Origin of the sequence: Streptomyces sp. CA-179760 (assembly GCF_050937045.1) — a bacterium.
In the GTDB taxonomy this organism is placed as follows: domain Bacteria; phylum Actinomycetota; class Actinomycetes; order Streptomycetales; family Streptomycetaceae; genus Streptomyces.
In genome coordinates this window covers 7,819,652-7,841,815 of the sequence record NZ_JBNJLZ010000001.1, presented here as the reverse complement: position 1 = coordinate 7,841,815, position 22,164 = coordinate 7,819,652, and the positions used below count along the sequence as shown (strand labels likewise).

At 73.5% G+C, this 22,164-nt stretch carries 16 protein-coding genes and 2 pseudogenes; 3 read left to right on the top strand and 15 right to left on the bottom strand.

Annotated elements, in window-relative coordinates; genetic code table 11:
* Positions 1 to 399: 399 nt before the first annotated feature.
* From ACQEV8_RS35600 to ACQEV8_RS35575, 6 genes and pseudogenes are all read right to left on the bottom strand, one after another.
* Positions 400 to 807: a RidA family protein gene (locus ACQEV8_RS35600; protein WP_382581384.1), complete on the bottom strand. Its 408-nt coding sequence runs from the start codon at positions 805 to 807 to the stop codon at positions 400 to 402.
* A gap of 112 nt (positions 808 to 919) precedes the next feature.
* Positions 920 to 3,088 carry an SWIM zinc finger family protein gene (locus tag ACQEV8_RS35595; protein ID WP_432968816.1) on the bottom strand — a complete coding sequence of 723 codons (2,169 nt, stop codon included), beginning with the start codon at positions 3,086 to 3,088 and terminating at the stop codon, positions 920 to 922.
* Positions 3,085 to 5,954 (bottom strand): annotated as a pseudogene (locus ACQEV8_RS35590) (DEAD/DEAH box helicase). Before ACQEV8_RS35590 ends, ACQEV8_RS35595 begins: the two are co-directional and overlap by 4 nt.
* Before the next feature lie 115 nt (positions 5,955 to 6,069).
* A complete protein-coding gene (locus ACQEV8_RS35585; protein ID WP_432968813.1) occupies positions 6,070 to 6,651 on the bottom strand; it encodes a sugar kinase in 582 nt (193 codons plus the stop codon).
* On the bottom strand, positions 6,648 to 7,796 hold the full coding sequence (locus ACQEV8_RS35580) for an ROK family glucokinase (RefSeq protein WP_432968810.1): 1,149 nt from the start codon (positions 7,794 to 7,796) through the stop codon (positions 6,648 to 6,650). Before ACQEV8_RS35580 ends, ACQEV8_RS35585 begins: the two co-directional genes overlap by 4 nt.
* A gap of 108 nt (positions 7,797 to 7,904) precedes the next feature.
* Positions 7,905 to 8,642, bottom strand: coding sequence for a GntR family transcriptional regulator (locus tag ACQEV8_RS35575; protein ID WP_432973226.1), 738 nt, complete (start codon positions 8,640 to 8,642; stop codon positions 7,905 to 7,907).
* Between the two features lie 128 nt (positions 8,643 to 8,770).
* Here ACQEV8_RS35575 and ACQEV8_RS35570 point away from each other — a divergent pair, with 128 nt between their 5' ends.
* A complete protein-coding gene (locus tag ACQEV8_RS35570) occupies positions 8,771 to 9,793 on the top strand; it encodes a Gfo/Idh/MocA family protein (RefSeq protein WP_432973223.1) in 1,023 nt (340 codons plus the stop codon).
* 36 nt (positions 9,794 to 9,829) lie between these two features.
* Here the strand turns inward: ACQEV8_RS35570 and ACQEV8_RS35565 are convergent, their stop codons facing one another.
* Positions 9,830 to 10,516, bottom strand: a complete 687-nt coding sequence (locus ACQEV8_RS35565) for a response regulator transcription factor (RefSeq protein ID WP_432968806.1) — start codon at positions 10,514 to 10,516, stop codon at positions 9,830 to 9,832.
* Positions 10,517 to 10,541: 25 nt separating this feature from the next.
* Positions 10,542 to 11,366 carry a hypothetical protein gene (locus tag ACQEV8_RS35560; RefSeq protein WP_432968803.1) on the bottom strand — a complete coding sequence of 275 codons (825 nt, stop codon included), beginning with the start codon at positions 11,364 to 11,366 and terminating at the stop codon, positions 10,542 to 10,544.
* Between the two features lie 404 nt (positions 11,367 to 11,770).
* On the opposite strand from ACQEV8_RS35560, the gene ACQEV8_RS35555 reads away from it, so the two are divergent.
* Positions 11,771 to 13,531 carry a caspase family protein gene (locus ACQEV8_RS35555; RefSeq protein ID WP_432968800.1) on the top strand — a complete coding sequence of 587 codons (1,761 nt, stop codon included), beginning with the start codon at positions 11,771 to 11,773 and terminating at the stop codon, positions 13,529 to 13,531.
* Between the two features lie 105 nt (positions 13,532 to 13,636).
* On the opposite strand, the gene ACQEV8_RS35550 is transcribed toward ACQEV8_RS35555, so the two are convergent.
* The 5 genes and pseudogenes from ACQEV8_RS35550 to ACQEV8_RS35530 form a co-directional block, all read right to left on the bottom strand.
* Positions 13,637 to 16,492 carry a CHAT domain-containing protein gene (locus ACQEV8_RS35550; RefSeq protein ID WP_432968797.1) on the bottom strand — a complete coding sequence of 952 codons (2,856 nt, stop codon included), beginning with the start codon at positions 16,490 to 16,492 and terminating at the stop codon, positions 13,637 to 13,639.
* 1 nt (position 16,493) lies between these two features.
* Positions 16,494 to 17,168 (bottom strand): RES family NAD+ phosphorylase, encoded by a 675-nt coding sequence (locus tag ACQEV8_RS35545; protein ID WP_432968794.1) that lies wholly within the window; start codon positions 17,166 to 17,168, stop codon positions 16,494 to 16,496.
* A 3-nt stretch (positions 17,169 to 17,171) separates the two neighbouring features.
* A complete protein-coding gene (locus ACQEV8_RS35540; protein WP_432968791.1) occupies positions 17,172 to 17,828 on the bottom strand; it encodes a hypothetical protein in 657 nt (218 codons plus the stop codon).
* Positions 17,819 to 18,949, bottom strand: a complete 1,131-nt coding sequence (locus tag ACQEV8_RS35535; RefSeq protein ID WP_432968788.1) for a hypothetical protein — start codon at positions 18,947 to 18,949, stop codon at positions 17,819 to 17,821. Before ACQEV8_RS35535 ends, ACQEV8_RS35540 begins: the two co-directional genes overlap by 10 nt.
* A 287-nt stretch (positions 18,950 to 19,236) precedes the next feature.
* Positions 19,237 to 20,476, bottom strand: a pseudogene (locus ACQEV8_RS35530) (sensor histidine kinase).
* 212 nt (positions 20,477 to 20,688) lie between these two features.
* Here ACQEV8_RS35530 and ACQEV8_RS35525 point away from each other — a divergent pair.
* Positions 20,689 to 20,889 carry a hypothetical protein gene (locus ACQEV8_RS35525; RefSeq protein ID WP_432968785.1) on the top strand — a complete coding sequence of 67 codons (201 nt, stop codon included), beginning with the start codon at positions 20,689 to 20,691 and terminating at the stop codon, positions 20,887 to 20,889.
* Between the two features lie 40 nt (positions 20,890 to 20,929).
* On the opposite strand, the gene ACQEV8_RS35520 is transcribed toward ACQEV8_RS35525, so the two are convergent.
* Together ACQEV8_RS35520 and ACQEV8_RS35515 are read right to left on the bottom strand one after the other, a co-directional pair.
* Positions 20,930 to 21,325, bottom strand: coding sequence for a ribonuclease domain-containing protein (locus ACQEV8_RS35520; protein ID WP_432968782.1), 396 nt, complete (start codon positions 21,323 to 21,325; stop codon positions 20,930 to 20,932).
* 98 nt (positions 21,326 to 21,423) lie between these two features.
* A complete protein-coding gene (locus ACQEV8_RS35515) occupies positions 21,424 to 22,050 on the bottom strand; it encodes a dihydrofolate reductase family protein (protein WP_432968779.1) in 627 nt (208 codons plus the stop codon).
* Positions 22,051 to 22,164: the final 114 nt, after the last annotated feature.

The following is a 22,164-nucleotide window of genomic DNA, read 5'->3' as shown; positions in this document are numbered from 1 at the left end:
CCGACCGGCGACACTTCGTCCGGCCGCGCCGTGGTCCTCGCTGCTCCCGCGCCGGCACGTTACCCGCCTTCGCACATCCTTCGCCGTGGTGAGCGAGATACCCGCGGCGAGCGCCACTTCCTGGGCGGACGCCTCGGGCTTCACCGCGAGGAACGCCAGCGCACGGGGTGCGGCCTTCGGCCGCAGCGGCCGGGTAGGCCACACCGTCCCGCCCCAGCCGCACGGCGGTCGGGTGCGGATTTTCCGCCCCCGACCGCCGCCTGAGCGCGGCGATGGTCTTGTCCGACAGGCCGGCGATCTCGGCCAGCCGGCGGTTGGACCACTCCGGGAAGTCCGTGAGCATGCGGAGGGCCGCGGCCTTGCGGTCGGCGAGGGAGAGCGGCAGTCCGTGGTTGCTGTTCAGTCCAGCACCGCTGTCGCCTCGACCTCGACCATGATGTCCGGCTCACCCAGAGCGGACACGCCGAGCAGCGTGATCGGCTTCAACGGGTCGACGCCCATCTTGGCTGCGGCACGGGAGACACCCTCCCCCAGCAGCGGGTACTTGTCCGGGTGCCAGTCGACGACGTAGATCGTCAGCTTGGCCACGTCGTCGAAGGAACCGCCGACCTCCTGCAGTGCCCGGCCGACGTTCAGGTAGGCCTGCTCCACCTGTGCGGCGAAGTCACCGGTGCCCACCGCATTGCCATCGGCATCGCGGGCCACCTGACCGGCCAGGAACACGATTCTGGAGCCCTCCGCGATCGAAAGCTGCCGATAGACATCCGGTTTCGGCAGGCCATCAGGATTGAATAATTTGATGGTCATGCGCTCTCCTCATTTCAGGGGACTTCGCGGTCACCCTAGCGCAGAGAGCATTTTCCATCCTGCCGAAACGGCGGGGAAGTTGACCAGTGGATGGCTCCGCTTCCACGTCCCTTCAGAGATCGCCGGGAATGCCGAGGCCCGTCAGCGCGCCCACCGGGTCCAGGTCGGGGGTGCCTCTCGGCCACCAGTCGTCGTGGCCCGGCTCGGACTCGTAGGCGTACCACAGGCCGTCGCGGCCCAGACGGAGCTGGACGTGGCCATGGGGGTGGGTGAGGTGGTTGCGCCGAGGGCGGAAGGCGGGCAGGTCGGCAGCGAGGAGGAGCGGGCGGGCCCGGTCGAACCGGCCTGCCGGCGGGTCCCACGGCTCCTCCAGTACGGCCAGGCCCTCCAGTCCGCCCTGACGCCAGGCGGCGACCGCGCGGGCCAGCTCGGACGGCGTGCGGCCCGCAGCGGAGGCGAGGGAGGAGTAGAGCGCCCGGGTGCCCGCCGTGAGTCCCGAGCCGGGGCGCGCCGCGGCCAGGCGGACCGCGTCCTGCCAGAGGGTCAGTTGTCCGACCGGGTCACGGCCGGTGGCGAGCAGGGCGTGTGCCCGGGCGGCGGCGTCCGTGGCCAGTTGGTCCAGCGCGAAGGGGTCGGGACCGCCGGGGGACGCCGGGTAGGCCGGGGGCTGCTCGGGGTGCGCGGGCATGGGCAGCGGCGTCGGCAGGGGCGGGAGGGCGCGCGGAGCGAGGGCGTCACCGGCCCGTACGCCGGGGAGCGGCTCCGGTTCCTTGCCCTGGGCGGCACGCGCCGCGCGGGTGGCACTCAACCGGGACAGCGCGTCGAGCAGGTCCCGTTCGCCCCGGCCGCGCAGCAGGAGCAGGACGAAGGGGTCGGCGTCGAGCAGCCGGGCGGTCTGGTAGCAGAGGGCGGCGGCGTGCTTGCAGGGGTGGCCCCGGTCGGGGCAGCTGCACTGCGGTTCCAGGTCGCCGGGCCCCGGCAGCAGGGGCACGCCGCAGTCCGCGAGGGACCGGGGCATCTCCTTGTCGAGGAGGGCCGCGATATGACCGGGCCGGTCGACGGCGGCGTCCAGGAACCGCTCCCAGTCGGCGTCGTCGAGCGTGCGCAGCCGCACCTGCACGCGGTACGGGCGCGGGCGGCTGCCCTGGACGTACGCCAGCACCTGTCCGGGCGTCACGGTGATGGCGTCGACATGCCCCTGCCCCGCGTAACCGCGCCCGCGCTCCAGCCGCTTGACGTCCAGCGCGCCCTGCTCCAGCGCCGCGACCCAGGCGTTGCCCCACCAGCTCCCGGCGAATCCCTTGCCGTCGGGCTCCCGGGGCGGGAAGGCCGGGAAGGTACGGCGGAGTTCGCTGTCGCGGCCGGGGGCGGCCATGGAGCGGGGTTTTGGGGAAGCGGCATGAGGGGGGACCGCTGTTCGGGGGGTTGTGGGCGGGGTGGGCCAGGGGTTGGAGGCCGTGGGAGCGGGAGTCGGTGTGTCGGGGGCCGCCGGGCTGTGCGCGGCATCGGCCCCGAAGCGAGGCGTGTGCCCCTGGCCCGTTCCGCCGGCGCTCTCGGGCTCCGCGTCCGGCTCGTCCGCCGCCGGAGGCATTCGGAACAGGTCGCCCAGCATCTGCCGTACGTCACGCGCTCCCCCGCCGACGGGGTGCTCCCCCGCTCGCCGCTCAGGCGCCGGGCTCCGGTGCGCGGCGCTCTGCCGGGCGGCCCGGCGTCTGCGGCCGGCCCCTTCGCGCTCTGTCTCTTCCCGTGCCCGCCGCGCGTCGTCCCGAGCCGCGCGCAGTGCCTCACGCGCCACGTCCCCCGCGCGCGGACCCGGCTGCTCGGGGGTGCCGCCCGGTGCGTCGTCAGGGGTTCCGCCCGGCACGCCGGCGGGCGGGACCCTGTCCTCGTCCTCGGACGGCCCGCCGGACGGAGCCGCCGCCGGACCACCGCTGCTGCCGCCGTCCGCATCGCCTTCGGTGCTTCCCCGGAGGTCCCCGCTGCCGCCGGCGTGGCTCGACGGCACCCCGGCCACCGCGTCATCGGCGTCCTCGGGCGCGGGCACGGCACCCGGGAAGACCGAATCGCCCGCGTCGGCCCGGCGACGCTCGGACACCGCCCTGCGCAGGGCCTCTCGGGCCGCGTCTCCCGGTCGGGCGGTCTCCTGTTCGGCGGGGGGCGGGGACGGTGCCGGTGCCGGTGCCGGACGGGGAGCGGATGATGCCTGCTCCGGGTCCCGGGGCGCCTGCTCCCGGGCGGCGCGCAACGCCCGGCGGGCCTCGTCGGCCCCGCTGTGGGTCATGGCGTCCTCCGCAGGGAGACCAGGTCGGACAGCTCACGGTCCGTCAGTTCGGTGAGGGCCGACTCGCCGGAGCCGAGGATGGCGTCGGCCAGGGCGCGCTTGGCCTGGAGCATCTCGGCGATACGGTCCTCGACCGTGCCCTCGGTGATGAGGCGGTGGACCTGGACGGGCTGGGTCTGGCCGATGCGGTAGGCGCGGTCGGTGGCCTGTTCCTCGACGGCCGGGTTCCACCAGCGGTCGAAGTGGACGACATGGCCGGCGCGGGTGAGGTTGAGGCCGGTGCCCGCGGCCTTCAGGGACAGGACCAGGACCGGGGTCGAGCCCTCCTGGAAGCGGTCCACCATGCGCTCCCGCTCCGGGACCGGTGTGCCGCCGTGGAGGAGGTCGACCGGGACCGCCCGGGTGGCCAGGTGGGAGGTGATCAGGCGGGCCATCCCCACGTACTGGGTGAAGACGAGGGCCGAGCCGTCCTCGGCGAGGAGCGTGTCCAACAGCTCGTCCAGCAGGGCGAGTTTGCCGGAGCGGATGGCGAACCGGTCGCCGCCTGGGCGGGCGTGCTCCGGCGTGTGGTCCTCCTTCAGATACAGCGCGGGGTGGTTGCAGATCTGCTTCAGGGAGGTCAGGAGCTTCAGCACCAGGCCCCGGCGGGCCATGCCCTCGGAGGTCTCGATGGCGAGCATCGACTCGCGGACCACCGCCTCGTACAGCGCGGCCTGTTCGCGGGTGAGCGGGACCGGGTGGTCGGTCTCCGTCTTGGGCGGCAGCTCGGGACGATGCCCGGGTCGGACTTCCTGCGGCGCAGGAGGAACGGGCGGACCAGGCGGGACAGGCGCTCCACCGCCTGCTGGTCCTCGCCGGTCTCGACGGCCCGGGCGTGCCGGGCGCGGAAGGACTTCAGGGGGCCGAGGAGACCCGGTGTCGTCCAGTCGAGCAGCGCCCACAGCTCCGACAGGTTGTTCTCGACGGGCGTGCCGGTCAGGGCGACCCGCGCGGGGGACTGGATCGTGCGCAGCGCCTTGGCCGTGGCCGAATACGGGTTCTTGACGTGCTGCGCCTCGTCGGCGACGACCATGCCCCAGGCCCGCTCGGCCAGGGTGGGGGCCGCCGAGCGCATCGTGCCGTAGGTGGTGAGCACGAAACCGCCGTCCAGGCCGGTCAGGCTGCGGTCCGGGCCGTGGAAGCGGCGGACGGGGACCCCGGGCGCGAAGCGGGTGATCTCCCGCTGCCAGTTGCCCAGCAGTGAGGCCGGGCAGACCACCAAGGTCGGCTCGGAGCGGGCCCGCTTCAGGTGCAGGGCGATGAGGGTGACGGTCTTGCCGAGGCCCATGTCGTCGGCGAGGCAGCCGCCGAGGCCCAGGGAGGTCATCAGGTCGAGCCAGGCCAGACCCCGGAGCTGGTAGTCGCGGAGGGTGGCGTGCAGGCCCGGGGGCGGCTCGGCCGGGCGGATGCCCGCGGTCAGGCGGTCGCGCAGGCCGGCCAGCGCGCCGACCGGGACGGCCTCGACCGTCTCGCCGTCCACGTCGGCCGTGCCGGTGAGGGCGACGGACAGGGCGTCGACCGGGTCGAGCAGGCCCAGGTCCCGTTTGCGGGCCTTGCGGACCAGGGCCGGGTCGACCAGCACCCACTGGTCGCGCAGCCGGACGACCGGGCGGTGGGCCTCGGCGAGGGCGTCCATCTCGGTGTCGGTGAGCGGGTCGCCGCCGATCGCCAGCTGCCAGCTGAAACGGAGCAGGTCCTCGCTCTCGAAGAAGCCGGTGCCGTCCTTCGCCGAGCCGGGGGCCGCGTGGACCACCGCCGTGGCGGACAGGTCCTGGGCGAGGTCCCTCGGCCAGTGCACGGCGACCCCGGCCGCGGCGAGCCGGGTGGCCGCGATGCCGAGCAGGTCGTTCAGCTCCTCCTCCGTCAGCGCCAGCACATCGGGCACGTCCTGGTCGGAGAGCCGGTCGAGCGGGGGCCAGACCCGGGCCGCCCGGCGGACCGCGAGGGCCGCGTCCACGCGCGCGCGTGGACCGAAGGCGTCGGTGGCCCCGCCCGCCCAGAGGGCAGCCGCGTCGGCCACCAGGGTCGGGTCGGCGAGGCTGTGCACCTGGACGATCGCGGCGCCGGCGCTGCGGACGCCGCCGGCGGAGTCGTCGTCGAACAGGTCGTACGCCGACAGGTCCAAGCGGAGCGAGATCCGCACGCCGGCGTCCATGCCGGCGGCGACCTCGGCGGCCCAGTCGTGGGCGTCGGGCAGGCGCTGGGCCTCCCGGGCCGCGAAGGGCCTGCCGGAGGTGTGGGGCGCGGCCGGGGTGCGGGGCAGGGTGTCGGCGACCGCGTCCAGGAAGGCACGCACCAGCGCTTCCGGTTCCGGGAGGCGGATCGGGCCCGGGCCGGGCAGCGGGACGGCGTGCCCCTCGTACGGCAGGGCGGCGGCCACGGCGCGCAGGTGCGCGATGTCGTCCGGGTCGAGGGGGCCGGCGCGCCATGCGTCGTGCCCCGTGGCGGTCAGGCCGGGCAGCAGCCGGCCGCGCGCGGTGAGCCGCAGGGCGTGCAGGGCGGCCGCGCCCCAGCATGCGGTGGCGGGGTGCGCGGCGGGGTCGTGCCGGGCGCGCACCAGGAGCGGCAGGGCCGCGTCCAGCGGGAGGGACAGCGCCGGGGTGGTCCGCCGCCGCACACCGGCGCCGTGCCGTCGTACGACGGTCAGCTCGGTGGCCGGGGCCTCCTCGGAGTCCTCCGTCTCCCCGGTGCGCAGGGGCTCCCCCTCGGGGTCCCAGAAGGCGATGCGCCCGTCGCGCGGGAGGGGCGCGGGCAGGAAGACGGCCGGGAGCCGGACCGGGACCGTCGGCTCCCCCGCCCGCTCGGCCAGCGCGGCCGTGTCGCCCATACGTCCTGCCACCTCCCGTCCCGCGTGTCGGATCAGTCGTCTCCGACTCTACGGGCGGGGTCTGACAATCGGCCCCGGCGGCCGCGTCGGCCCGCCGGGCCGGGGCCGGCCGGCGTCAGGGAACCGTCCGGGAGACCACGAACACCCAGGGGTACGCGGGGTTGGACAGATCGACGAGCACGTCGTGCGTCGGGGCCGGGTTCTTCTGCCGGTGGACGAATCCCGACCACGTGCCGTTCTCGCCGAACTTCCAGCCGGTGACCTTCCGGTCGCGGGCGCCGATGGTGACGTGGCCCTTCTTCAGATCGTCCCGGGTCAGGCCGAGGCCCGTCAGATACGCGTCCAGCCCGGCCGCATTGGTCTCGAACTGGGCGTACAGGCGGCTGGTCTTCCAGTTGTTGGTCTCGTAGTACGCCACGTGCCAGGCGGGGTGCGGGACGGGCACCTGGTAGATCCGGCGCTGGAGCTTGGAGGGCCAGCCCTCGGTGAGGCCGGTCGCCGAGTACTTCGCCTCCTTGTCCTTGCCGCTGTCCCGGCTCTGGTTCGCGGAGATCACCAGGTAGCCGGCCGGGATGCCGATGAGCAGCACGATGATCAGCAGGGTGAGCGCCCTGCGGCGGATCATGTGGCGGCGGTCCTCGACCGGGTGTTCCGGCTCGTCGGGCCAGGGGCCCTGGTGGGGCAGGGAGGCGGTCACGGCGTCTCCTGAGTACTGCGGAGCGACTGCGTGTACCGCTCGTAGCGCTCGTACCGCTCCACGCGGCGGCGCTTGGCGCGCCGGAAGCGGCGGGCGACCAGCCGGGCCAGGTCGGCGGCGCCGACCATGCCGGCCTCGGGGCCGAGCTGGGCCCGGGTGATGCGGGCCTCGGGACGGTAGCCGCGGCCCGTCAGATGCCGGCGGAAGGCGTCCCGCGCGGGGCCGATCAGCAGGTCGTCGGCGGCCGAGACACCGCCGCCGATCACGAAGCAGGAGGGGTCGAGGGCGGCCGCGAGGTTGGCGATGCCGACGCCGAGCCACTGGCCGATGTCCTGGAGCAGCTCGATGCACATGGCGTCGCCGTCGCGGGCCAGCTCGGTGATCATCGGGCCGCTGATCTCGGAGATGTTGCCCTTGACGTGCTCGATGATCCCGTAGGCCACCGGCGAGTCGGCGGCGGCCAGCTCGCGTGCCTCGCGGACCAGGGCGTTTCCGGAGCTGTACTGCTCCCAGCAGCCGCGGTTGCCGCACGGGCAGCGGTGGCCGCCGGGCACGACCTGCATATGGCCGAACTCGCCGGCGACGCCGTACTTGCCACGCTTGACCTGGCCGTCCTCCAGGATCGCGCCGCCGATGCCGGTACCCAGCGTGATCATGACGAGGTGGTCCTCGCCGCGGCCGGCGCCGAAGCGCCACTCGGCCCAGGCGGCGCTGTTGGCGTCGTTGTCGACCAGGACGGGCACGGCGAGCCGCTCGGCCAGGCGGTCGCGGAGCGGTTCGTTGCGCCAGGACAGGTGGGGGGCGAACAGCACGCGGTTGCGGTCGGCGTCGACCCAGCCTGCCGCGCCGATGCCGACGGCGTGCACGTCGTGCCGGTCGGAGAGGTCCAGGACCAGTTCGGCGATGGTGTCCTCGACGACCTTGGGGCTCTTGGACTTGTCCGGGGTCTCCGTGCGGACCTTCTCCAGGATGTTGCCGTCGGCGTCGACGACGCCCGCCATCACCTTCGTACCGCCGATGTCGATGCCGACCGTCGGCACGCGGGGTGCCGTCAGGTGCGAGCGGCGCTCCCGGGTGCCGACGGTGCGCAGGGCCGTGGCACGGCGGGAGCCGATGGGGGCGGTGAAGTCGCGGTAGGTGCTCATCGCCGCCGATTCTGCCTCACGGGAACGCGGGGTGCGGAGCAGAGGGGTGGTGCGGATCATCGCCGAGTGCGGGCCGATGGGGGCTTGTCGCGCAGTTCCCCGCGCCCCCTAAGTGCGCACCAGCAACTGGAACTCGAACGAATAGCGCGTCGGGCGGTACGTGTGGGTGCCGTACTCGACAGCGCGGCCCGTGTCGTCGAACGTGACGCGTTGCATCGTCAGCAGCGGCGCGCCCGTCTCCTCCGCCAGCCGTTCCGCCTCCTCCGTGGTCGCCGCTCGGGCGCCGATGGACTGGCGGGCGCTGTGGAGGGTGATGCCGGCGGCTCGCATCAGGCGGTAGAGGCCGGTGGTCTCCAGTTGGTTCGTGTCGAGGTCGATGAGGCCGGGGGGCAGGAAGTTGCAGAGGTAGGCCATGGGCTCGCCGTGGGCGAGGCGGAGGCGTTCCACGCGGTGGACGTCGCTGCCCTCGGCGACGCCGAGTGCGGCGGCGACCTCGGCGGAGGCGGGCTCCACCGTGTTGACCAGGACCTTCGTGGCCGGTCGCTGGCCCGCCGCCTCCAGGTCGTCGTAGAGGCTGCTGAGCTCCAGCGGGCGCTTGACCTGGCTGTGCACGACCTGGGTGCCCACGCCGCGGCGGCGTACGAGGAGGCCCTTGTCGACGAGGGACTGGATGGCCTGGCGGACGGTCGGCCGGGACAGGCCGAGCCGGGCCGCGAGTTCGATCTCGTTGCCCAGCAGGCTGCCGGGGGTCAGCGTGCCGTGCTCGATCGCGGCTTCCAGCTGCTGGGACAGCTGGAAGTACAACGGCACGGGAGAGCTGCGGTCCACGCTCAGCTCGAGCTGCACGGTCGGGTCCACTTCTGGTTTCGGCACGGGCCGAGCGTAGCTCCGTGCGTTGTTGACGGGAAGTTGCGTAGTCAGATTGTCCGGACATGCCGATTGACAGGGGCGGGCTGTGGACGCACTTTGTTCTCATGCGCATCGGGGTCATCGGGACGGGCCGCATCGGCACGATCCACGCGAACACGCTCAGCCGGCACCGCGAGGTCGGGTCCTTGATCCTCACGGACGCGGACCCCGCACGGGCCCAGGATCTGGCGTACCGGCTGGGTGAGACCGCGGCGCCGGGCGTGGAGGAGATCTTCCGCTGGGGGGTCGACGCCGTGGTGATCACGACGAACACGTCGGCCCACGCCGAACTGATCGGTCGGGCAGCACGCTCGGGCCTGCCGGTGTTCTGCGAGAAGCCCATCGCGCTGGATCTGCCGGGCACTCTGAGCGCGATCGCCGAGGTCGAGACGGTCGGAACGGTCCTCCAGATGGGCTTCCAGCGCCGCTTCGACACGGGCTACGCGGGCGCCCGCGAGGCCGTGCGGTCCGGCAGGCTGGGGCGGCTGCACACCGTCCGGGCGCTGACCAGTGACCAGTCGCCGCCGCGCGCCGACTGGCTGCCGCTGTCCGGCGGGCTGTACCGGGACACGTTGATCCACGACTTCGACGTGCTGCGCTGGGTAACGGGCCGGGAGGTGACCGATGTGTACGCGGCCGGGTCCGACGCGGGGCCCGCGATGTTCCGCGAGGCCGGCGACGTCGACACCGCCGCCGCGCTCCTCACCCTCGACGACGGCACGCTCGCCACGATCACCGGCTCCCGGATGAACGGGGCCGGCTACGACGTCCGCATGGAGCTCGCCGGGGAGCTCGACCAGATCGTGGTCGGCCTGGACGACCGTACGCCGATCGCGTCCACCGAACCGACCGGGCCGCCGGCCGCGGACAAGCCCTGGACGGGCTTCCTGGAGCGCTTCAGCCCGGCCTATGAGGCGGAGCTGAACGCGTTCGTCGAGGTCGTCCGCGGCGAGCGGGCCAACCCCTGCGACGGGCGCGAGGCGCTGCAGGCCCTGCGCGTCGCCGAGGCGTGCGAGCTGTCGCGCCGGGAGCGCAGGGCGGTGCGCCTGGCGGAGATCCCCGGCGGGGCCGCCCAGACGTTCGCGTGACGGCGCACCCGTACGACGACGAACGGGCGCCGGGGGTCAGTGCCCCTCGTGTTCCTCCCCCTCCTCCTCCAGAAGCCCCGCGTCGTACGCCAGCAGCGCGATCTGCACCCGGTTGTTGAGGTCGAGCTTGGCCAGGATGCGGGAGACGTGTGTCTTGACGGTGGCGACGCTCATGTAGAGGCCGGTGGCGATCTCGGCGTTGGCCAGGCCCCGGCCGACCGCCACGGCGACCTCGCGCTCACGGTCGTTGAGAACCGCCATGCGTGCACGTGCGCGTGCACGGCGTGTGTCGGCGGCGGTGCCGACGGCGTGCCGCATCAACTGGCGCGTGACGCCGGGCGACAGGACCGGGTCGCCGGCCGCGACCCGGCGCACCGCCGCGAGGATCTCGGTGGGCGGGGTGTCCTTGAGGACGAAACCGGCGGCGCCCACGCGCAGTGCCCGCAGCACCTGTTCGTCGGCGTGGAAGGTGGTGAGCACCACCACCTGCGGGGCGTCCTTGCGGGCACGCAGCCGCTCCGTGGCCGTGAGACCGTCCACCGTCGGCATCCGGATGTCCATGAGCACGACGTCCGGGCGGGTGCGGTCGACGAGCTCCTCCACCTCGCCGCCGTCGGCGGCCTCTCCGACGATCTCGATGTCGTCGGCGCCGCCCATCATGAAGGACAGCCCGGCCCGCACCAGCGGATCGTCGTCGACGAGGAGAAGTCTGATCGCAGTCATGGGAGTTACGTAATCACGGCCGCGGTCAGGCGCGCAGCGTCACTCCGTACAGGGTTCGCAGGCGGCGGATCTCCCACCAGACCACCGCCGTCACCGAGGCGGGGCCGCCGACGACTGCGAGGGCCTGGATCAGCGGCGGGCCGGGCGGCAGCCCGCCCGCGACCATGCTGATGACCGCGAACTCCCACACCAGGGTGCCGGTCAGCAGGGCGGGGAGCGCCGCGTGCACGGCCGAGGTGTTGAAACCGGTGCGGATGGCCGGGCCGGTGGCGAAGCCGATGAAGAACAGGAGCCAGACCAGGGGAAGGGCCGTGGCGAGGATCAGCCAGGGAGCGGGTTCCGACGCCCCGGCGGAGGGCGTCCTGTTCCGGCCGAGCAGGATGATCGCCCCGCCGAGCAGCGGAAGGGCCGTCACGGCGCCGACGTACCACCCGGCCGACCGCAGGGCGGCCCGCACGCTGGCGCGCATGGCCGACCGCCGCTCCGCCGACGCCCAGCGGAAGAGCACCGCGATCACGACGGGCGCGCTCAGGAGCAGCAGCGGCGGGGTGACCGCCAGCCGCATCATGTACTGCTCCTGGGCCTCGGCGACGTCCTCCGGTTTGCCGTAGACGGCGAGCAGCATCAGGGACATGGCGGCAGCGGTCCAGGCCCGTACCTTCTGCACGCGCGTGACATGCCGGTCGTCGACGACCCGGTGTCCGTGCCGCGGGAAGAGCCGATGGGCCCGGTTGCGGGCCGAGCGCGCGAACGAGTAGCCCACCACGAGCGGCAGGAACGCGAACCAGGTGCACGGGGCGAGCAGCACCAGCCACAGGCAGCCGGAGGTGTTCGACCGTCCCTGCCGCAACAGCTGGCGCAGCGAAGGCCATTCGCCGGCGCGAAGACCGCCCGGCCCCGGCCCCGGGTGAGGCTGCGGCGGATAGGGATGAGGAAAGGGATACGGCTGTGGCTGCGGCGGATAGCCGTAGGGGCCGGGCCCGGCTGCGGCGGTACGTAGGGGCCCATGGCCGGAGGCGGCGGGTACGGTCCCCCGGCCGGCGGCCCGGGCGGCTGGTACGGGTTGGCGGGTCCCCCGAAACTCACGTGGTGTTCCTTCCGTTACTCGCGGTGCTGAAGGCGGCACAAACATCAGCCATCTCCGCAGTCAAGTCAACTGGCTTCGGCGCGCGGGGCATGGGGTTGCGCGCGGGCGCCCGGCATGCGCCCCGGAAACGCCCTGCCCGCGCCCGGCGGACCTGGAAGGATCACCGTATGCGCACCGTGTACGCCCTGTTCGTGGGCATCGACGACTACCCCGGCGCGCCGCTGTGCGGCTGCGTCAACGACGTACGGGCGGCGGAGAGCTGGCTGCGCGGCAGGCCCGGTCCGAAGCCTCGCGTCCGGTCGCTGTACGACGCGCGGGCGACCCGGGCGGCCGTGCTCGCGGGCCTGGAGGAGCACTTGGGGCGCAGCGGCCCCGGCGACACCGCGCTGCTGTGGTTCAGCGGGCACGGCAGCCAGAGCCCGACCAGCGACCCGGGCGAGGCCACCGGCTGGTCCCAGGCGCTGGTGTGCCACGACAGCCTCGTCCCGGGCGGGCAGCCGGTGCTGCGGGACACCGAACTGGGGGCGCTCCTGGACCGCGTCGCCGCCCGCGGCACCCATGTCGTCGCGGTGCTGGACTGCTGCCATTCGGGCGGGGCGACCCGGGAGAACGCGGCCGGTGCGGCCGGTGCGGCGGTCCGGGGTGTGCCCTGGCAGTCCTGGTGGCATTCGGGGTCGCGCGAGGGCGGCGGGGCGGGACCCGAGCCGGGTCGGCATGTCCTGCTGGCCGCGTGCCGTCCGCAGGAGCTCGCGCACGAGACAGTCATCGACGGGCGGACCCGGGGCCTGTTCAGCCATGGGCTGCTGAACGCGCTCGACGGTCTCGGTCCCACTGCCACCTACGGGGAGGTGCACGCGCTCGCCCACGCGCGCGTGCGCGTCCGGGGCCACGTCCAGCATCCCGAGCTGCGCGGCCCGGAGGACGGCGGCTTCCTGTCCGGCGAGCCAGTGCCGGCCTCGCCGTTCCTGCTGCGGCACACGGCGTGGGGCTGGGAGGTCAACTGCGGCGCGGCGCACGGGCTGCGGTCGGCGGGCGCCGAGTTCACCCTGGCCGGGGACACCGTGGAGCGCACGGTCGTGGTCCGGGAGGTACGGACCGAGTCGGCTGTGGTGGACCCGGTCGACTGGCAGCCGACCCCCGAGGACGAGCAGGTGGCGCACGCCGTCACCCCGTCGGCCATGGCGTTCCCCCCGGCGGTCGTGACGCTGTCCGGTGAGCCGGCCGCCGTACGCCGGGTCGCGGAGGCCGTCGCGGCGGTGCCCGCCCTGGCCTTGGAGCAGGACGGCCTGCCCGCGGTGGAAGGGGCTCTGCGACTGCATGTGGAGGCCGGGTACGGCAGGGCCCGGGTGTCGGGCGGCGCCGGTCATCCCGTGCCCGACCTGCCGCTGGAGGCGCCTGCGGACGCGGCCGGCGTCACCGACTGCCTCGCCCACATCGCCCGTTGGCACCACATCCGGGACCTGGCCAATCCTGATCCGCTCCTGTCGTCGCTGGTGCGGATCACCGTCGAGGAGACGTCGGTGGGCAGTCTGCGTCACTCGGCGGACGGCGAGATCGTCTGCGCCTACACACCCGACGGCCGTGAACCGCAGGTGCGGGTCGGTATCCACAACTTCTCCGGACGTGACCTGTGGGCGGTGCTCCTCGATCTGACGGACGGCTACGGCTCGTCCCCGCACCTGTTCGAGGGTGAGTTCATCGGGGACGGCAGGGCCGGGTGGGCCCGGCGCGGGCAGCCCGTGTGGATGCGGCTGCCGCCGGGGCGTTCGACGGTGCGGGGTGCCTCCACCCGGGACTGGCTGAAGGTGATCGTCGCGGAGGAGGAGCTGAACCTCGCGCCCTTCCGGCTGCCCGCCTGGTCCTCCGCCGCCCCTCCGGTGCCCGCCTCAGCCCGGCCCCGGACGGTGGAGGCGGCCTGCTGCGAGTGATCGGGGCGGGCGTCCAGAACGGCCGGGACGCGGGCGGTCCGGCCTTCGGGGCGGCCCGGTGGGGGACGGCACAGGTGGTCGTGCGCACCCAGGTGTGAGGAGCCGTCACCAGCCGAGGTGGGTGAAGCCCGCCCACGCTGTCAGGTCGGCGCCGTCGATGTGCCGTACCCGTGCCCGCAGCCGGTCCGGCATGCCGGGCGGCGCCTCGCGGCGTTCGTTCAGCATCCACGACTGGGCGCTGCGCAGCGCCGCTCCGGGCGACAGGGCCTCGTGGCTCATGAAGTGGTGGGTCATGTACATCAGCAGGGACGTCGCCTCGTCGGGCACGGGCCACAGGGAGCCGATGACCGAGCGGGCGCCCGCGACGAGGAACGCGGTGGACAGGCTGTACGCCTCGTCGTAGCCGTGCCCGGAGACGTTGGTACGGCAGGCCGCGAGCACGACCAGGTCCAGGCCGCGGTAGCGGGTCGTGCCCTCGGTCAGTTCCTCGGCGGCCAACCGCCCTCCGGACAGGGCGAGATACGCACTGTGCCGCTCACCCTGGCGCACCACTCCGTGGCAGGCGAGGTGCAGCAGTCCGCCCTGCTGCCGGCGCAGCCAGTCGGTGACGGCGGCGGGCGTGGCGGCGCCGGGGCCGAGCAGGTCGCCGTCCGGGTGGAAGACGCTGTGAACGGCCTCGGCCTCTTCACCGGCATGGTGCAGATCGCGGGTCGGGTTGCCGACGACCAGGGTCCGGCGGGTGCCGGCGGCGGGCCTTGCGGCCACATCGCACAGCAGCCGGGCGGAGGGCAGGTAGGAGATGTCCACCTCCTCGCAGGCGTGTGCCCGCGCCTTTCGCCGGCCACGCACGCGTGCCGCATGCCAGGGCACGACGCCCAGGTCGCCCATGGGGACGAGCACGACCGAAGGCACCCGGCCGTAGCCGCGCGGGAGCCGGCTGAGCAGCGGTTCCATCACCGCCGTACCGGCCCAGGCGCACACCTGTTCAAGAGCGGCGCGGCTCGTGGCGGGGCTCGGGCGGGGCTCGGGCGGGGCGTCGTCCTCGGGCGGGCCGCCGGCGTCGCGGCCTGGGGTGCCGGTGGCGCGGTAGGCGGTGAGCGGGGGTGCGTCGAGGGTGAGGCGGGGCAGGTCGAGGGCGTCTGTGCTGCCGTCGGCGGTGACGATGACGGCAGTGCCGGAGCCGTGCTGGGGGCCGAGGAGTCCGGGCACGTCGCCGTCGCCGGGCACCAGGTAGACCAGCGCGGACGCGCCCATCGCGCGCAGCGCCGAACCGATGTCCCCGGGTGCGGGAACATCCAGCAGGCGGCGCTGCCGTGGGGAGTCGGCCAGCGCCTCCAGGACGCGCCGGCGCAGCCTGCTGGAGGGCCCCGCGACCGCGGCCTGACCGCTGAACAGCATCTCCTCCCCGAGCTCGGGCACGCTGCCCGCGGCCTGCCACTCCCGCGCGAGTTCCGTTTGGCCCGACTCCCTCAGCATGTCGGGCACGGTGGTGACCACGGTCGCCGCGTGCAGGACCAGGCCGCGCCCAGCGTCGAGGGCCCGTACGGCGTCGGCGTGAACCCCGTCGGCCAGACACCAGCGCGCCACGTCGAGGGCCTGGCCACCCGCCATCCGGGCCGTCTGCGCGGCATGGGCGGTACCGGACTGCAGCAGGGAGCTCCAGGCCGCCGCGCGCAGGCATTCGAGGCCGACGCGGCGGGAGGCGTCGTAGTTCAGGCCCGCGGTGCGGGTGTCGTGCGCGTACTCGTCGCCGCGCAGCCGGTAGGCCTTGGCCAACGTGATGCCGGTACCGCCCCACAGGGGGTGGTGGGGCCCTTCGGTGAGCTTCAGGGTGTGCCGCAGCCAGGCGATGCCCTGGTCGAGGTGGTGGGGGCGGTCGGCCTCAGGCGCGATGTGGAGCCCGGCCATGGTGCAGTGGACGACGCCCAGCGCACCCGCGACCCGGAGCCACCGGTCGTCGTCCGGTTCGAGCAGGTCCAGTGCGGCTTCCTGCAGTTCCTTGGCCTCCAGCATCCCCTGGTAGTCCATGGTCAGCAGGGCCCGTTGCCCCACCGCGAAGCCCGCCTCACCGAGTTTGTCGGCCTGGGCGTTGAGCGGCAGCGTGGCGATCCGGCGGTGGATCTCGTGGGTCGGCGTGGCGGCGCCCGCCCCTTCGGTGGCGGGTTCGAACCTGCCGGTGCGCTGCGCCCGCAGGAACGTCAGGGATCCCCGGGCGGCCTCCAGGTGGGACTCGAACGTGAACCGGTCCATGTGGTTGTCGGGCAGCCGCGCCATGGCGAGCTCGAGCACACCGATCTGGTCGGCCAGGGACGTCTCGTCAGAACGGCGGAAGGCCTGGTGGATCCGGAACAGAGCGACCTGCGCGTTCATGGCGAGACGCTGGTCCGGTTCCATGTCCGCGTCCGCGACGAGCCGGGCCAGGTCATCGACGGCGGTGTCGAAATCGTCCTCACCGCCGCCCAGTTGCCCCAGGTACGTCCGTAGGCTGGCGTGGGCGATGTCGAGGTTCTCCCGGATCCGGGTGCCGGGAGGGAGCACGGCCCGGGCCTGTTCGATCCGGGCGAGCGCCGTCTCCATCTGGGCGGGGTCGGTCAGGTGCCGTAGGCCCCACGCGCTGTGCTTGACGACGACGCTCGCCTGCCACGTCTCGTCCGTCGGCCCGTGGTCCCGCATCTCCTGCCAGAGTTCCTCCTCCCATCGGGCGTCGATGAGCGGCTGTTCGAGCCGCAGCATCGGCAGCACACTGAGGACGTGTCCGGCCCGAAGCCCGGACATGACCGTGCCCCGGGGCAGCTTCGCCCAGTCCCCGTACAGGCGGTCGTAGGCCTGCTGTGCCGTTGTACAGCCCAGCCGGTCCAGCACCAGCCGGGTCATCCCGGCCAGGTCCTCACCGCTGGCCACGCCGTTGGCCCGCTGTTCGATCTCCCACACCAGCGCCTGAAGGTCGTACGGAGTCGTCATCTCACATCCCCCGCTCCCGCGACCGCGGCGCGGTTCGCGTCCGGTACGGCGCCAGCACCCCGTTGAGCCACCGCTCCCCCTCCTCGGTCCCGAAATCGACGCCGGGCGCGCCCGTGGGTTCCAGCATCTGCGGCCCGCCCCGGTCGTCGAAGAGGATCGCGACCCGGTCGGCCGGCTCGCGCTTGGACGGCCAGACGAAGCCCTGCGCCCAGGGCTCGGTGTGCCGGCGGATCCAGTGGCCCCAGTCGCGTGTCTGCGGGTAGTCCGCGCCCTCGGTGTGCACCAGCCACGCGTCCTGCGCCACCGCCGCGAGATCCGCGCCGGACATCAGCGAGACGACCTCGATGTCGGCGGCCAGTCGCAGGAAGGACAGGCCCCGGCCTTCGAACGCCACGCGGGGCAGCAGCCGGTGGCCGGCGTCGGAGTCGAACGGCAGGGAGCGCAGCAGCACCTCGCAGACGGCGGCACCGACGCCGAAGCCGACGTAGAGGTAGCCGTAGCGGTCGTAGGGGGTGCTGTCGAAACGGCCGCCGTAGTAGAAGGCGTGCGAGGGGCGGGGGTTGTACGCGGTAGGCGGGCGGTGGGTGGAGTGCACGCGGTACACAGGTGTGCCGGCGCGCAGCACGGACCGGGTCGGTTCGCCCGGCAGGGCCTCGGGCGGCGGGTACTTGCCCATGGGCTACTCCTCCCCCTCCGGGTCGGCCAGTTCCCGGGCCGCGCCGAGCAGTTCGACGTCGCGGTCACGGCCCAGCAGGGACGCCGGGGTGCCGTCCCACCATGTCGTACGGGACAGCCACCAGTCGGCGGCGCCCCAGGGGTCGGTGGCGGCGCGCAGGACGGAATTGACCTCCAGGGCGATCCGCCAGGGCATGGCCCCGGCCTCGAACTGGAAGAGGGGCAGCCGTCTGCGGCCGTCCGGGCCGGAGAGGACGATCAGCAGTGGGTCGGCGCTCTCGGTCCAGGGCGTGGACGGCTCGCTCAGCAGGCGTTCGCGGACGGGGCCCAGGACGGGTCCGACCATGGGGTTGCCGTCGAGGACGAGCATGCACAGGTCGGCCGCCGCGTATCCCTCGTACAGCTGCTGGGCCTGAGGTTGCGCCGTGAACCGCCCGGTGTCGCCGTGCTGTCGGAGCCGGGCGGATTCGTCGGCGGGGAGGGCGTCGAGGAGGGTCTCGGCGGCGGCCAGGACCGCGGCCGGGTCCGAGGCGTCCGCCCCGGCTCGTAGTCGGGACAGCCGCTCGCTCAGCGTCCGGCGTGTGCCCGGTTCGAGCAGGCCGGACAGTCTCTGCCAGTCGGCCGCGGCGGCGGCGAGCACCGTGAAGGGGTTCACCCGCACCTGTGTCCTTTCTCCTCGGTGTCGGCTGATCCGCGTGCGGGCAGGGGCCGTTCGCGCGCGCCCAGCGTCTCGGCCAGCAGGTCGGCGACCAGGGGGCGGCGGACGACGAGGTGGAGGTCGGTGTCCGTGTCGCTGCCGGCTTCCAGCGCGGCCCACAGGGCACTGACGCCGGTCTGCGGGGGCAGTCCGCCTCGGCCCGCGCCGAGCAGGGGGAAGCAGATCGACCGCAACGGCGGTGTGAAGGCGGCGCGTTCCTCGGACAGCAGGGCCAGGGCGCGGGCCGCGGCCGTGACGACGTCCTGGGCGGCGACGTCGTAGTCGTTGGTGCCGGGCCTCGGAACGGCGACGGCGGCGTGGTAGAGACGGCGGATGCCCCGGGCCCCGAGGGCGCCCGGCTCGGTGGGGGCCACCGTGCCGGGCAGTGCGGGGCGGCCCAGCAGCCCGTGCGCCGTGCGCCAGCCGAGCAGCGCGTCGTGCACGGGGTCGGCGGTGACGTCCCCGGCCGTGCCGCGCACGGCGCCGGCGCGGCGCAGGGACGCGGACACGGAGGCCTTGAACATCGCGGGCAGGGAGAGGTGCGTGTTGGTCGGGGAGACGATCACGTCTACGTTCCGGAGGAGTTCGACGGGGTGCACGTGCAGCAGTACCTCGCGGGATCCGACGCGGAGCCAGCGGTGCTGCAAGTGCGGTGCGAGGAGGGGCGGTTGAGGCGTGGCCGTGCGTTGCGGGGCGATGCCGGCCAGCCAGCACACCTGTTCGGCGATCTGGGCCAGGACCATTTCCTCCTGGCTCTTGCGGAAGCGCTCGACACTGACGCTGTACACCTGGGCGGCGAGCCGGCGCCGGTCCGCCGCCGGACGGTCGCGCAGGCCGGGCGCCAGGCCGAGCGAGTAGTCGGCCGCCTGCTCCAGGTCGCCTCCGCCGAGCCGGGACACGGCCGTGCGCAGCAGGTTCTCCACCTCTACGGGCCAGGCGTCGGTGACGGCCGCGGAGTGCGCGGCGGCCGCCCGGCGGAGCAGCGGGACATGGAGCTCCCGTATCCGGACCAGACCCTCGACGCGGACCGTCTTCACCTCCCTCAACACGGACGCGACCTCGAACTGCGGTGCACCAGACGACATATGCCCATGATCCGCCGCCCGCCTCACCGGCCACAAGGGCCCTGGGGGCGGTGGGTCGTGGGGGCGGTGGGCCCGCGGGGGCTGCGGGGGCTGCGGGCCCGCGAGGCCGGTAGGCCCGCGAGGCCGGTAGGCCCGCGAGGCCGGTAGGCCCGCGAGGCCGGTAGGCCCGCGAGGCCGGTAGGCCCGCGAGGCCGGTAGATCCACGGCGCCCGTAGGCCCACGGCGCCCGTAGGCCCACGGCGCCCGTAGATCCACGGCATCCGTCCCGGGTCAGCCGAGCCTGTCCCTCACGCCCACGGCAGCCACGCCCGCACCTCGAACCCGCCCTCCGGCGTGTGCCCGTGCTCCAGACGGCCGCCCGCCAGGGTCGCCCGTTCCGTCAGGCCGATCAGGCCCTGGCCGGAGCCGGGTACGGGGGCACCTCGCCCTCGGGGGCGGGTTGGCCACGGAGACGGTGAGGCCGTCGCCCGGTGCGCCGCTGACGGACACCGTGACCTCCGTACCGGGCGCGTGCTTGCGGGCGTTGGTCAGCCCTTCCTGGGCGATGCGGTAGGCGGTGCGGCCGACGGAGGACGAAACGGCGGCGGGGTCGCCGACGCGCTGGTCCAGGGAGACCTTCATGCCGGCCTGGCGGGACTCGGCGACCAGCGTGTCCAGCGCCCCGAGGGTCGGCTGCGGCCTGCCGGTGTCGTCTGGCCCGTCCGCCCGCAGCACACCGATGATCTCCCGCAGGTCCTGGAGGGCCTCGTGCGCGCTCTCCCGGATCACACCCGCCGCCCTCGCGGTCTGTGCCGGGGGCGCGTCGGGCCGGAACTCCAGGGCCCCCGCGTGCACGCTCAGCAGCGTCAGCCGGTGGGCCAGTACGTCGTGCATTTCCCGCGCGATGGCCTCTCGGGCGAGCCGCTGTGCCTGCTCGGCCCGCAGCCGCGCCTCCGTCTCGGCCCGCCGGGCACGGTCCCTGAGGCTCACCAGCAACTGCCTATTGGCCCGTACGAACATGCCCCAGCCGACGATCGCCACCGTGAGCAGCACGGCGAAGAGCACGCTCACCACGTAGGCGATGTCCCCGTCAGGGCGCAGCCAGTAGAACAGCGGGATCAGCGCGATGTTGACGCCGCCCACCCAAGCCACGTAGCGGAAGGGGCGGTGCACCGCGAGGGTGAACAGGGCGATCACGGCCGTACCGCCCGCGGTGTCCGAGAAGAGGGTGACGGGAGTCAGCGCCACGGCGAGCCCCAGGGGCCAGCGGCGGCGCAGCCAGACCGTCGCGCAGGCCAGCGCGCCGACCACCTGGTCGACGACGGCCAGCCCTTCCGGGACATGGGGGTTCTTGACGAGCGCCTCAATGGCGACCATCCCCACCAGCACGGCGAGCAGGAAGCAGCAGAAGTCGACGACCCAGTCGCGCGCGGTGCGCCGGGGCCGCCGCCCGCCCCGTTCGGTCTCGGGGTCGAGTTCGTGCAGCAGGGCGGACGGGATGAACCATCTGCGCCCGGTGAACAGCGAGGGTGTCTCCCCCGGCAGCACCGGCGCGGCCTGCCCCGCGTTGTCACCACTCACGGTCGGCAAATCTACGCAGCCCGGCCCCGTTCCACCGGTCCATGGGCGAGATCATCGACCGAAGTCACGGCATCGGAGACTTTCGATGCGGTCGGCCGGGTCCGAACGGGGACTTCCGTTTCCGGAGCCTCGCCCTGCGGCCGACGCGCGTGGGGGGTCCGCGGGGCGAGGCTCGTGACATGAAGCAGGTACTGGAGATTCTCGGCTTCCTCGCCCTGGTCCAGGGCGTGGCGGGCCTGGTGCACGAGTTCACCGACTGGAACTGGGGGCTCGTGCAACGCCTGGGGTTCCTCGACGGCTTCGAGATCTACGCGAGCGTGACCCTGCTCGTGCTGGGCGTCGCCCTGTTCGCGGCGGCCGGGAGCCGGAAGTCCGTCTGAGCAGCGGACGGACTCCCGGCACCACCCTGGCGGGCCCGGCTCAGCAGCCGTAGTCGACCAGGTCGAACGACTCGTAGTGGTCGGCCGTGTAGTAGTCCTCCTGGTTCTCCTCACCGGTGACGATGCGCCGCGCACCGCGGTTGGAGGAGCCGGGGGTGATGACCGTGTACTCGTGGTAGTAGCCGGTCGACTGCTGGGGCAGGATGCGCTCCCGGTTCTGGAAGACGGTGCCGTCCTGCTCGAACGGGTAGGGGCCGCCCTTCTCGATCAGGTCGAGCGTGTCGTGGGCCTGGGACGGCAGTTTGCTGTAGCAGATGTCACCGACGGCGGTGGGGGCCGCGTCGGCCGTGGTGGCGGAGACGGTCCCGCCGATGAGGAGAGCGGAGACGAGGGCGGCTGCTGCGCCGAGCCGCGAGGCGCGTGGGGGGAAAATCATGCGCTCATGATGACGCGCGTAGACAGTGGCATGTCAATGTCAAGCGCAGAGATTTTCCCGTCAAGACCGATGAGTTAGCGGGAAGTTAACCGGGGCGGCTACGCGTCCTCCGGAAGTTTGTACTCCCCGTACTCCGGTCGGCCCGCCAGGTCGTACGTCTGCATCGAGACGCCCGCGCCGCTGACGCTGCCTCCCGTGTGCCGGAACGCGGTCGGTACGGCGCCCTCCGGGAACAGCCGGAACCCGGTGCCGAGCACGACCGGGAAGGTCAGCAGGTGGAGGGTGTCGACGAGGTCGAGCGACAACAGGGAGCGGACGAGGGCGCCGCTGCCGTGCACCTGGATCTCGCCGTCGGTGCGCTCCTTCAGGGCGGTGACCTCCTGGGCGAGGTCCCCGGAGAGCACGGTGGTGCCCGCCCAGCCGGGGTCCTTCAGGGTCGAGGAAGGGACGTACTTCGGCAGTGAGTTGAGCTTCGAGGCGACCGGGTCGGCGGGGTCGGTCACCTTCGGCCAGTACGAGGAGAAGATGTCGTACGTACGGCGCCCGAGCAGGAAGGCGGCCGGGCGCGCGAAGACGTCGTTGACGAACCTGCCGAAGTCCTCGTCGGCGAACCAGAAGCTCCAGCCGCCGTGGGTGAAGTCCCCGCGGGTGTCCTCCTTCGGCCCGCCGGGGGCCTGGTAGACGCCGTCGAGGGTGACGAAGAGGGTGGAGACGAGCTTGCCCATGGCGGGTGCCTGCCTTTCCGGATCGATGAGGGTCCGTTGTCATGGGTTCAGACCCCGCAGGCACCCGCAACTCATCGCTGGGCCGTACGCCACGCGCGCGTCCCGGCGGGGACC

Coding starts and splice junctions, on each gene's coding strand:
- ACQEV8_RS35600 (WP_382581384.1), bottom strand. CDS start 807: ATGACCATCAAATTATTCAATCCTGATGGCCTGCCGAAACCGGATGTC.
- ACQEV8_RS35595 (WP_432968816.1), bottom strand. CDS start 3,088: ATGACCCACAGCGGGGCCGACGAGGCCCGCCGGGCGTTGCGCGCCGCC.
- ACQEV8_RS35580 (WP_432968810.1), bottom strand. CDS start 7,796: ATGAGCACCTACCGCGACTTCACCGCCCCCATCGGCTCCCGCCGTGCC.
- ACQEV8_RS35570 (WP_432973223.1), top strand. CDS start 8,771: ATGCGCATCGGGGTCATCGGGACGGGCCGCATCGGCACGATCCACGCG.
- ACQEV8_RS35565 (WP_432968806.1), bottom strand. CDS start 10,516: ATGACTGCGATCAGACTTCTCCTCGTCGACGACGATCCGCTGGTGCGG.
- ACQEV8_RS35555 (WP_432968800.1), top strand. CDS start 11,771: ATGCGCACCGTGTACGCCCTGTTCGTGGGCATCGACGACTACCCCGGC.
- ACQEV8_RS35550 (WP_432968797.1), bottom strand. CDS start 16,492: ATGACGACTCCGTACGACCTTCAGGCGCTGGTGTGGGAGATCGAACAG.
- ACQEV8_RS35545 (WP_432968794.1), bottom strand. CDS start 17,168: ATGGGCAAGTACCCGCCGCCCGAGGCCCTGCCGGGCGAACCGACCCGG.
- ACQEV8_RS35535 (WP_432968788.1), bottom strand. CDS start 18,949: ATGTCGTCTGGTGCACCGCAGTTCGAGGTCGCGTCCGTGTTGAGGGAG.
- ACQEV8_RS35525 (WP_432968785.1), top strand. CDS start 20,689: ATGAAGCAGGTACTGGAGATTCTCGGCTTCCTCGCCCTGGTCCAGGGC.
- ACQEV8_RS35520 (WP_432968782.1), bottom strand. CDS start 21,325: ATGATTTTCCCCCCACGCGCCTCGCGGCTCGGCGCAGCAGCCGCCCTC.
- ACQEV8_RS35515 (WP_432968779.1), bottom strand. CDS start 22,050: ATGGGCAAGCTCGTCTCCACCCTCTTCGTCACCCTCGACGGCGTCTAC.